The organism is Streptomyces sp. PH10-H1 (genome assembly GCF_030063355.1).
Lineage (GTDB): Bacteria > Actinomycetota > Actinomycetes > Streptomycetales > Streptomycetaceae > Actinacidiphila.
Genome location: NZ_JASISZ010000132.1, coordinates 1 through 10311 on the forward strand (window position 1 = coordinate 1; position 10311 = coordinate 10311).

10 protein-coding genes and 2 pseudogenes are annotated in these 10311 nt (G+C 68.1%); 6 read left to right on the plus strand and 6 right to left on the minus strand.

Features of this window, described 5'->3' with window-relative positions:
• The first annotated feature begins 200 nt into the window (after nt 1-200).
• Together QMK24_RS39390 and QMK24_RS39395 are read left to right on the plus strand one after the other, a co-directional pair.
• Complete coding sequence (locus QMK24_RS39390) at nt 201-347, plus strand: hypothetical protein (RefSeq protein ID WP_283471714.1); 147 nt, start codon at nt 201-203, stop codon at nt 345-347.
• A gap of 1 nt (nt 348) precedes the next feature.
• Nucleotides 349-531: pseudogene (locus tag QMK24_RS39395) on the plus strand (helix-turn-helix domain-containing protein); the annotation flags it as partial.
• Here the strand turns inward: QMK24_RS39395 and QMK24_RS39400 are convergent.
• Nucleotides 525-2084 (minus strand): PP2C family protein-serine/threonine phosphatase, encoded by a 1560-nt coding sequence (locus QMK24_RS39400; protein WP_502962711.1) that lies wholly within the window; start codon nt 2082-2084, stop codon nt 525-527. The pseudogene QMK24_RS39395 and the gene QMK24_RS39400 overlap by 7 nt on opposite strands.
• A gap of 93 nt (nt 2085-2177) precedes the next feature.
• Between QMK24_RS39400 and QMK24_RS39405 the strand changes: the two genes are divergently transcribed.
• The gene (locus QMK24_RS39405) at nt 2178-2807 is read left to right on the plus strand and encodes a class I SAM-dependent methyltransferase (protein WP_283471716.1); all 630 of its coding nucleotides are present in this window, start codon (nt 2178-2180) and stop codon (nt 2805-2807) included.
• 57 nt (nt 2808-2864) lie between these two features.
• Here QMK24_RS39405 and QMK24_RS39410 read toward each other — a convergent pair whose 3' ends face one another.
• The 4 genes from QMK24_RS39410 to QMK24_RS39425 form a co-directional block, all read right to left on the minus strand.
• Nucleotides 2865-4490, minus strand: coding sequence for an ISL3 family transposase (locus QMK24_RS39410; protein WP_349362014.1), 1626 nt, complete (start codon nt 4488-4490; stop codon nt 2865-2867).
• Nucleotides 4491-4573: 83 nt separating this feature from the next.
• Nucleotides 4574-4765, minus strand: coding sequence for a hypothetical protein (locus tag QMK24_RS39415; RefSeq protein WP_283471717.1), 192 nt, complete (start codon nt 4763-4765; stop codon nt 4574-4576).
• A 240-nt stretch (nt 4766-5005) separates the two neighbouring features.
• Nucleotides 5006-5392: an STAS domain-containing protein gene (locus QMK24_RS39420; RefSeq protein ID WP_283471718.1), complete on the minus strand. Its 387-nt coding sequence runs from the start codon at nt 5390-5392 to the stop codon at nt 5006-5008.
• Between the two features lie 263 nt (nt 5393-5655).
• Nucleotides 5656-6162, minus strand: coding sequence for a MarR family winged helix-turn-helix transcriptional regulator (locus tag QMK24_RS39425; protein ID WP_283471719.1), 507 nt, complete (start codon nt 6160-6162; stop codon nt 5656-5658).
• Between the two features lie 119 nt (nt 6163-6281).
• Between QMK24_RS39425 and QMK24_RS39430 the strand changes: the two genes are divergently transcribed.
• Complete coding sequence (locus tag QMK24_RS39430) at nt 6282-7454, plus strand: PP2C family protein-serine/threonine phosphatase (RefSeq protein ID WP_283471720.1); 1173 nt, start codon at nt 6282-6284, stop codon at nt 7452-7454.
• 65 nt (nt 7455-7519) lie between these two features.
• Here the strand turns inward: QMK24_RS39430 and QMK24_RS39435 are convergent.
• A pseudogene (locus QMK24_RS39435) lies at nt 7520-8249 on the minus strand (RNA polymerase sigma factor SigF); the annotation flags it as partial.
• A 302-nt stretch (nt 8250-8551) separates the two neighbouring features.
• Between QMK24_RS39435 and QMK24_RS39440 the strand changes: the two are divergent.
• Both QMK24_RS39440 and QMK24_RS39445 read left to right on the plus strand, forming a co-directional pair.
• The gene (locus QMK24_RS39440) at nt 8552-8812 is read left to right on the plus strand and encodes a DUF5133 domain-containing protein (RefSeq protein ID WP_283471721.1); all 261 of its coding nucleotides are present in this window, start codon (nt 8552-8554) and stop codon (nt 8810-8812) included.
• A 446-nt stretch (nt 8813-9258) separates the two neighbouring features.
• Nucleotides 9259-9609, plus strand: coding sequence for a PRC-barrel domain containing protein (locus QMK24_RS39445; RefSeq protein WP_283471722.1), 351 nt, complete (start codon nt 9259-9261; stop codon nt 9607-9609).
• The last annotated feature ends 702 nt before the right edge of the window (nt 9610-10311 follow it).

A 10311-nucleotide genomic window follows, 5' to 3' on the forward strand; every position in this document is an offset into this window, starting at 1 on the left:
TCCACGAGAGCCTCCCGGGGCCAGAACACCCCGACCTCGGCCGACCGGCACAGACCAGGCGGCCGCCACCGATCCCGCTGACCACCATCACCCCGGACGACTACCCGATACCGACCCACGCTCCTAGTGCTGGATTCCGCATTCCGTGGGTATAACGCTTGGTGGCGGGGGGTTCGGGTGCTCGGGGCGGGTGCTGGGCGATGGTGTTACGTGCGCGGGAGAGCCGCGACGAGGCCGAGCGGGCCATGATCGAGAGGTTCGCTGGAGCACGGAAGGCACCGCAGGACCTGGTGATGCGCGCCCGGATGGTCCAGCTGGGCCGGGACGCTGCCGGCGATCGCCGCTGAGCTGGGGTGCAGTGAAAAGACGGTGCGGTGCTGGCTGCACCGCTTCAACCGGTGCGGCCTGGAGGGGCTGGAGGACCTGGGCGGGCAGGGCCGCAAGCGAAGGATCACCGAGGCCGAGCGGTCCCAGATCATCGCGCTGGTCAAAACAGTGCCGCCGGGCCGACTGGAGGTGCAGCCCTATGGGGACCTATGGGCGGCCGACGAGAGCGGACCGCCCGAGTGGACCCTTGACGCGCTGACCACCATCGCGCGGGCGCGCGGCATTTCGAGGTGCACCGCTCCCAGCTGCGACGGATCCTGCTGGCCGAGGGCGTGCGTTGGCGGCGCACCCGGTCCTGGATGCGTTCGAAGGACCCCGACTTCGTCCCAAAAGGACGCGGATCGTCGGCCTCTACGCCCAGCCGCCCGACGACGCGACGGTGGTCTGCGTCGACGAACTGGGGCCGGTGATGCGGTGGTGTGGGCGGTGGCGGTGGCGCCGCGTGGCGCTGCGGGGTTGGTGGGCACGCTCAGCGCGAGCAGGGCCACATCGTCGCCGGGCCCGTCGGGCATCGCGTCCAGGAGGGCGGCGGTGTCTTTCACCAGGTCGGCGGCGGACAGCGGTGTGGGGCGCTGGGCCAGGAACGCGGTCAGGCCGTCCTCACCGAGCATGCCGCCCTCTTGGGTACGGGCCTCGGTCAGGCCGTCGGTGTACAGCAACAGTGCCTGACCGGGGGCCAAGCGCATGGTGGTGGTGGCGAAGTGGGCCTGGGCGAAGGCTCCGATGAGCATGCCGCCCTTGGGTTGCACCGGCTCCACCCGGGTGCCGTGCGCCTGTTCGCCGGGGCTGAGGTGGTAGGCCGGGGGGTGGCCGCCGGTGGCGAGGGTGACGGTGAAGGCGGCGCCTTGTTCTTCGGGGGCCAGGACGCCGAACACCGCGGTGCAAAACCGGCTGCCGATGGAGGGATCCATCAGCAGTGCGGTGTTCAACGTGGTCAGGACCGCTTCGGGGTCGGGGTCGATATGGGCGGCGGCGCGCAGCGTGTAGCGGGTCAGGGAGGTCACGGCGGCGGCTTCGGCGCCTTTGCCGCACACGTCGCCGAGGAAGAACGCCCACTGCCCCGAGCCGAGCGGGAAGACGTCGTAGAAGTCGCCGCCCACGTCCCGGGTGGAGGCGGTGTGGTAGTGGCAGGCCAGTTCGAGCCCGGGAACCGTCGGCAGGGCCGGCGGCAGCAGGGTGCGCTGGAGGGTGGCGGCGAACGTGGCGATGGCGGTCTTGTCCCGCTCGGCCTGTTCGCGCGCCACGCGTTCGCTTTCGGCCCGCTGGTGCTCGGCCTCCCGCTGGGCCTGTTCGGCCCGAACCGTGCCCAGGGCGGACAGCCGCAGTTCCAGCTCGTCCATCACGACCGCGGCCAGGTCTGCCAGTGTCGCGGTGTGGGCGGAGGTGATCAGCCGCGGGTGGGTGTCCAGGACGTTCACGGTGCCCAGCCGGTACCCATCAGCAGTAATGATCGGGGCGGCGGCGTAGAAACGCACTCCCATGGGCCCGGCCACCAGCGGGTTGGAGCAGGCCACCGCGTCGGCGAGAGCATCGGAGATCACCAGGGCATCGTCGCGCAGGATCGCCGAGGCACACAGGCCCGGATCCCGGCCGATCTCGCTGACCCCCTCCAGGCCATGCGCGGCCTTGAACCAGATCCGGTCGCTGTCCACGATCGTCACCGACGCCATCGGCACATCCAGCAGCCGCGCCGCCATCGTGTGAGCGATCACGTAATTCGGCTCTGGCGACGATCACGTGATGTTGCCTGTTCAGCGTGACCTGGCGCGGTGGGTGTTAACTTCTTTCCCGTGGCGGAGCACCAGGATGAGACCAGGGCGGCCTACGACGGGATCGTCGAGCTGTATGCGTCGATGTTCGCCGATCGACTGGAGGCGCGGCCGTTCGCGCGGGCCATGGTCGGCACCTTCGCCGAGTTGGTGCGCGGGACGGGGAACCCGCGGGTGGCCGACCTCGGTTGCGGGCCCGGACATCTGACGGCCTTGCTGCACGACCTGGGGCTGGATGCCTTCGGGCTCGACCTCTCCCCAGCCATGGTCGACCACGCTCGGCGGGCCCATCCGGCGCTGCAGTTCGACGAGGCGCGAATGGAGGCCCTTCCAGTTCAGGACGGCGCGCTCGGCGGCGCGCTGGCCCACTACTCGATGATCCACACCCCTCCTGGGGAGCTACCCGCGCTGCTCGCCGAGCAGGCGCGTGTCCTGGCACCAGGTGGCCTGCTCCTGGTCTCGTTCTTCGCGACCGACGCACCCGAGCCGGTCCGCTTCGACCATAAGGTGACGCCCGCCTATAGCTGGCCGGCGGACCGATTCGCCGAGCTGCTGACCGGGGCCGGGCTCGTTACGTTCGCCCGTCTGCTCCACGACCCGGCCTCTGAGCGGGGTTTCCTTGATGCCCACTTGCTGGCCCGCCTCCCCTAGGGCATGGCCTTGTCAGCTCACGTAGTAGTTCGGCTCTGGCGACGACCAGGTGGCGGGTCAGGGTGTCAGGAGTATCCGTAGCCTGAGGAGATCGAAGTTGGCTCTCCCGTAGCACTGGCGTTTGAGGGCTTTTGCTCGTGTGACTGCTCCTTCGACGGCGCCGGAGTTGTGTTCCAGGCTCAGGCCGTTGGTGACTGCGGCCAGGTCGCGGCGTAGTCCGGTGGCGAAGGTGTGGAGTGTGGGCAGGTCGTCAGCCTCGACGCGTTCGATCCAGTCGGTGATTTCGGCACCGCGTCTGCCGGTCATGATGGCGGCGAAGGACCGCACGTGCCCGTCCAGGCGGTGCAGGTGCTCGCACCGTGTGAGGAGGTCTTTGATCTCCAGGGTCTCCTCGTCGTCCAGGTGGTCGGGGTGGCTGAGGATCCAGCGGCTGATCTTCCGGGGCTTGGGAAGCACCGGGCCTGACGGGGCCGGCCGCCTTCGGACCGGGTCGGGACGACTGCGGCTGGTTCCGGGTACTCGGAATTCGCGCAGGTAGCGGCGCACGATCTGCACGCTGCCGGTGAACCCCAGCGGCCTGATTCGCTCGGTGATCACCGTGGCGTCGGTGACGCCGGAGTTCCACAACTCGTGGACCTGCTCGCGGTAGCTGTCGAGTTTCGTCACTCGGTTCTCGCACTTCACCAGCAGCTCCGCCAGCGTGGTGGCGTCGGCGAACCGGCGGACGGTCTGGAGGTCCAGGTTCAGCTCACGGCCGACCGCCGCCCGCGACATGCCGGCCGCCAAGCGGCTCTGGACCGCCTCGAAACGTTCGCGGGTTCGGATGACCAGTCGCCGCTCCGGGCGCGGGGGCAGCGCGGGCTCCGGCGCGACGACCGTCGGCGGCGCGGGTTCCGGGGTCGGCTCCGGTTCTGGTGCGACCGGCTCGGCCTGGACGCGCAGGCAGTGGTAGTGGGAGTTCACGGTCTTACCGACCGCTTCGCACAGGTTTTGCCACAAATGAAAGCGATCTGCCACCTGGATGGCGTCCGGGGCGCCGGTGCGAGCGCCCTCGGCATACGCGCCTCCGCGATCACGACACACGACCTCGACACCCGGGTGCTCGACCAGCCATGCAGCCAGCGTGGCAGCCTCGCAATCCGGCAGGACGTCGATCGGCCGGTGCGTGGCCAAGTCGATCAGGATCGTGTTGTAGGAGTGACGGCGACGGATCGCGAAGTCGTCGACCCCCAGTACCGTCACCGCCGGGACCTCGGGTGCCGGCTGCGCGCGGATCATCTTGACAAGCAGGTCCCGGCCGCACGGCATGCCCAGCGTCGTGGCCAGTCGCGCACCGGCCCGGCCGGCCAGCGCGAGCGCGATCGGGACCAGGGCGTCGGTCAGTACCGGTGTCCGCCGCGCGAACGGCGTTGTCAGGCCCGGGACCTGCTCGCTGAACGTCGACAGCACGCACGCGTGGTTGTCGCACTTGAAGCGGCGCACCGTCACCACGACCTTCGTCCAGCGACCGGCCGACGGCGCGTCCGCCAGCGTCCGACGGTAGCGCCCGTGAACCCGGGACGATCGCGCCCCGCACCCCGAACACCCTGCGACCTGTGCGGACGACCGCACGAAGAGCGTCACCGACAACCCATCGGACTCGACCCGGTCGACGCAGACCGCTCTCAGATGGGGTAACAGCACGTCAATACTCGGAGATAGGCACGCCGGTCATCCTCCCGGACCCCGCGCAGCGCACCGCGCCAGGTCACGCTGAACAGGCAACATCACGTGATCGTCGCCAGAGCCGAATTACGTGATCGTTCACACATCGCCGCTACCCGGTCGAACGCCCCGTCCGGCGGGGTATCCAGGATGTCGTAGCGGCGCACCGCCGCGATCCGCCCCACCTCGTCCGACGGTATGAGCTGTGGTCGCGCCCGCTCAGGTTCCCGGGACGCCGAAGCCTGCTGCGCCATGACTCCGCCTTCCCTCCATGTGGCCGCAGCTCCTGGTCGGCCCGACTCGACCGCGCGAGCTATCCGAGGCACCTTATGCCTCCAGAGCGGCCCACGTCGCGCCTATGCGGGTCAGTGGTGACAGCGGGCGTCGCAGAACGGTACGGAGGGGCGGGGAACCGTGGTTATAGGCAGGGAATCGGGCAAACCGTCTGGTCTTCAGGGGCCGTTCCGCCGCAGGGTGGGGCGTGCCCCTGCTGATCAAGTAGCCGTTGCCGCAGTCGACGCAAAGGCGATCGCGGTGTCGATGGTGAAGTGCCTGTCGAGCTCGGTCAGGCGCATCAGACGGGCAACGCAGGGTGAGGGGTCAGCGATCCTGAGGCGCTCTGGGCCCAGGAGGGTGCGGGCGCGCAGCAGGACGTTGATCAGGGAAGTGCCGGCGAACGTCACCGCGGACAGGTCCAGGACGATGGTGCGAGCCTGGTCGGGGCCGGTATGTGCGTTGCTCAGGGCGTACTGCAGCGGTTCGACGGTGTCCAGGTCGACGTCGCCGCTGACGGTGATGATCAGGGTGTGGTCGGTGCGACGGCTGGTGAGCCGTAGGTCGTATCCAGGGGTGCCGGTGGAGTGCACGGGTCGGCCTCTCATGGCGGTGGCGCCGGTGGTGGCCTGGGGCCGAACCGGCTGCGGGTCCTGTGATGCCGGCGGCGTTTTCCTCAGGTCGCCGGCGCGCAGGTGCCGACCGTGGATGCGGTCAGGGCTGTCACGCTAGCCATTTAGTTTCCATATGGCAACATTCGCTGGTGGGGGTACCGACGGGGAGCCGAGTTGCCGGGTTCGCGGTGTCGGATGGTGGGTCCCCTGGAGACACCGGCACAGTGTCAAAAATTGGAGCGGGGATGCGGCAGTTGCTAAGCGGTGTCCGCTGCGCCGTGGGGGATCGTGGCAGAGGGTTGGTCAAGGCCGATGCGGGAGCGCGCGGCGTCCTGAAAGGCTTCCAGTCCCTCGGCAAGAGCCGCGAGTTGGGCCGTTGGCATCGTCTGCAGGACCGCGGTGACTTCGTGCCGACGCGTCGCGCGTATGTCGGCCAGTGCGGTGCGGCCGCGGTTGGTCAGACGAAGTTGCACCTCGCGCCCGCTGGTCGTGCTGGGGGTGCGTTCAAGGAGACCGGCGGCTACCAGGCGGTCGCACAGCCGGCTCACCGCGGGGGGGCGCGAGCCGAGAGCCTCGCTCAGGGTCCGCAGGTTGGCTCCTTCGCGCTCTTCGATCACGATCAGGGCCCGCAGCTGCGAGGGTGGGAGCGAGCCCAGTATCGTGCCATCCTGGCCGCGTCCCCAGAGCACTTCCAGCAACTCCGCCACCGTCCCAGCGGCATGTGCCGCCCGTGCGGCACCGGACGAGGGGGGAGTGGGGGGCATCACCCCACTGTGTCACCCGATGCGCCTTCTTTCCACCCCGCCACCGGGCCCTTGCCCGCTGAGATCACGAAGAACCGTGCTTCCCGCACTGTCACTGTCGAGAAAGTCTGACCCGGCCCATGACGAATTTCCTGTCCGTTGAGCGTGCACTGCGCACCGCTGCTCCGCACGCCCTGCTGGACGCGGTGCGCTCCGCACTGGCCGCCCACTACGGTGCGCACGCGGTGGATCTGCTGATGGCCGACTACAGCCAGAGAGTGCTGCAGCCGGTGACAGCCCTGCCGCACACCGCCACCGCGGTCTCGGTGCACTCAAGTGCACAGGGCCGGGCCTTCGGCAGTCAGGAACCGACCGAGGAACGGTCCGCGGACAGCGACATGATCGACCTGCACCTGCCGGTGACCGTGCGTGGCGACCGGCAGGGCGTCCTCACCGTCCGACTGCCGTCGGCGGACTGCACCCCGGTGGCCATCCGCGACCTGGCCGACATCGCCGGGCTCCTGGGCCACGAGATCCTGGTCGCGGAGCGCGACACCGATGTGTACCTGCAAGCCCGGCGGATCAGCCGACTCACGCTCGCCGCCGAGATGCAGTGGCAGCTGCTGCCGGCCCGCTCCTGTGCCCACACCGAGTACTCCATCGGCGCCCAGCTGGAGCCCGCCTATGCGATCCACGGCGACAATTTCGACTGGGCCGGCACCGCGCAGAGTCTCACCTTGACCATCACCAACGGCATGGGCGAAGGCATCGAAGCCTCCCTCCTGACGAACCTCGCGGTCAACGCGCTGCGCAACGCCCGCCGTGCCGGTATCGGTATCGCCGACCAGGCCGCTCTCGCCGACCAGGCCCTGTACGCCGAACACGGCGGCAACGCGCACGTGTCCACTTTGCTGCTCTGCTTCGACCTGGCCACCGGCCAGGTGCAGGTGGTGGACGCGGGCTCGCCCCAGCTGTGGCGCCAGCGGGACAAGACCGTGGAACGCATTCCGTTCGAGGCACAGCTGCCCCTGGGGATGTTCGACCAGACCGACTACGTCCTGCAGGAGTTCCGGGTCCTGCCCGGCGATCGGCTGGTTTTCGTCAGCGACGGCGTCTACGCCGCCACCTCACCGGCCGGCGTGGCGTACGAGGATCAGGCACTGGCCCGTGCCATCGGCGCGGCCAGCCTGCTGCCCGCCGCTGACGTTCCCAGTGCCGTCCTGCGGGAACTCGCCGACTACCGCGATGCGGACGCAGACGACGACGCCCTGGTGGTCTGCCTCGATTGGCACGGGCGCAGCAACCCCGTCTGACACCGCCTGGTCAATGCCTCCGGATGCCGGGGTGGGGGCGCGCCTTCCACCCCGGCGCCCTGTTTTCAAGCAGAGGCGGTCAGGTGGTTGCGCAGGTGGCCCAGGGTGCGGTTCAGCAGCCGGGAGACGTGCATCTGACTGACACCGAGTTCGGCGCCGATCTGGGGCTGGGTCATCTCCTGGCCGAAGCGCATGTTCAGAATCCGGCGGTCGCGTTCGGGCAGGGCGGCGATCAGCGGCTTGAGAGCGAGGAGATTCTCGACCCCCGCCAGAGCCGGGTCCACCTCGCCGATCCGGTCGGCCAGAGCCCGGTCGTTGTCGCCGCTCTCGTCCCCACCGGGCAGGTCCAGGGTGCCGGCGGTGTAGCCGTTGGAAGCGACCGAGCCCTCGGTGACCTCTTCTGGAGTGATCTCCAGGAACGCCGCGAGCTCCGCGGTGGTGGGGTCGCGCTCCAGCCGCTCCGACAGGGTGTCGGCGGCCTTGGCCAGTTCGAGGCGCAGTTCCTGCAGCCGCCGGGGGACGTGCACCGACCAGCTGGTGTCGCGGAAGAACCGCTTGATCTCGCCGGAGATGTAGGGGATGGCGAAGGTCGTGAACTCGACCTCGCGGGAGAGCTCGAACCGGTCGATGGCCTTGATCAGGCCGATCGTGCCGACCTGGATGATGTCCTCACGGGGATCGGGGCCGGTTGCGGAAGCGTCGTGCGACGAACGTGACCACGGCCATATTCAGCTCGCTCAGGGTGTTGCGGGCGTACTGGTACTCCCGCGTGCCCTCTTTTACTTTCTGCGCCCGCCTTCCGCCGGGCCACTCTGCCCTGGTCCGGTGGGGGAAGACCATCAGCCCCGCCCGTGGCACTTGCGTCCTCCACTATGCACGGATCAAAACTGTTCTCATGATGCGCGAAAAACTGTTGTGGCCACAATTGATAATCGCGAATCCCGCGTCTACCGTTCTGTGCCAGAGACCGCAGTCCGGAGGGCTGAATGTTGCCCTGCGAGCGGGGTAGTCGCGATGTGGGAGATATGCGCTCATGGGAACCGTCAGCCGGGGTTGTCACGTAACGGCCGAGCCGTGGCGCCTCGGTCTCCCACCCGATGAGTGAAGAATTCGGCGCTGAAGGAGACACCGTCATGCTGATGCCTCACCCCGCCACGCTGCAGCGGCTGATCGACCGCTATGAGGAACTACAGGAACAGGAAATCGCTGGGGCCGCGACGTCCGAAGAGAGCCGCCGGCTGGAAGACACCGCATACACGCTGTGCGTCTCCACCGGCACCCGGAACATCACCGACGCGCTGCGCATCGCGCGCCGTCACTGCGGTCCGTCCGCACAGCGGATGAATACCGCGGCCTGACGCGCGCCGTCGGTGGTGCGGTCCATGCGTCGCAGGCATGCCATCGATTCCTCATACGACTTGTCAAGCCGTATGAGGAATCGATCGCAACCGCGGGTTGCGTGCCTAGCGGGCCTGAGCCGTCTGAGAGCCATCAAGCTCCGAGATTCGGCCGTTGTACTGCTTCTCGCCTGATCACCGCCGAATGGTAAGCCGGAGTCGGGCCGGAGGATGCGTGCCCCGATACGGCCGTCCGGGACGTCGGCGGGGGTGAGCTACCTGTTCATCGAGGACGCACGTGAGCGAGCTCCCGGGGGCACCTCTTCGGCCGGGCCATCGGTGCCAGAAAAGTGATCGTGTGTGGCTGCGGTTCGGGCGGGTAGCTGTCCGTTCAGGGAGCGTTGGATGCTTTCTGGCGATTGGCCCGTTTTTGGGTTTTCCATTACGGCGAGGGAAGGACGCGCACGATGAGCGACAACATCTGGGGTTACGGGGCCGCTTCCGGCTATCAGGCGGAAGCGGACGTGACGGGGTACAAGGTCGAGGCGACTGATGGGCACATCGGCAAGGTCGACAAGCACTCCGACGAGGTCGGCGCCGCGTACCTGGTGGTCGATACCGGTGTGTGGATCTTCGGCAAGTCCGTCCTACTCCCGGCGGGCACCATTTCGAGGGTCGACCACGAGAACAAGACCGTGTTCGTGGCGCGCTCCAAGGACGAGATCAAGGACGCTCCGGAGTTCGACAAGGACAAGCACGTCGGTGACGCCGGCTACCACCAGCAGGTCGGTGGCTACTACGACACCCCCCGCGGCTGACACCACACCGCACGCTGCGCAGCGGTCCACCGGATTCCCCTTCCCGGTGACCGCTGCCGTGCGTTCTCGCCACGTGCTGAAGGCTTACGACGGGCCTGGCCTTCGGGCATGTAGCGCGGTCAGTGGTGGAACTTGGCCCGAGTCGACCGCGAATGCGTCGCGTCGACGCGGCGCCCTTTCGCAAAGCCTGCCGCTCGTCGCGCTGAGGTGTGGAGCAATGGATCACTGGCATCCGGGAAGGCGTCCGCCAGGACATGGTGGCCGGTCGCCCGCTTCCGAGAAAGAGGCGGGTCGGAACCAGATTCTCGAATCCCGGGGTGGCCCAGTCCACCCCGCGCACATCACACCACGTCAGATAGAGCGCCACCCGCCCCGCGTACACTCGTTCGGTATTTGGCGACCCGTCCCGCCCGCGGACTCCTGCGATGAACGCAGTTGCCTCCGGGTGCAAGTTGTACTGGTCATCCACCACGAGCCAGACGACTGCACCATCTCCAGGAGACACGCCCGCTCAGCTTGAAAACTCACAAGATGACTAACGACGCCAACGTCTCTGGGGCATCGCAGACACTTAGCTTGACTCTGTCGGTGATCTTGGTGGGGTCGGTCTGAACGGCGGGGTGAGTGGGCATGCTCGGGCTGCTTCGTTGACCGATACAGCTGCTGAGGTGTGTATTGTCGCTCCGTCCGCGTTCGGGTGAG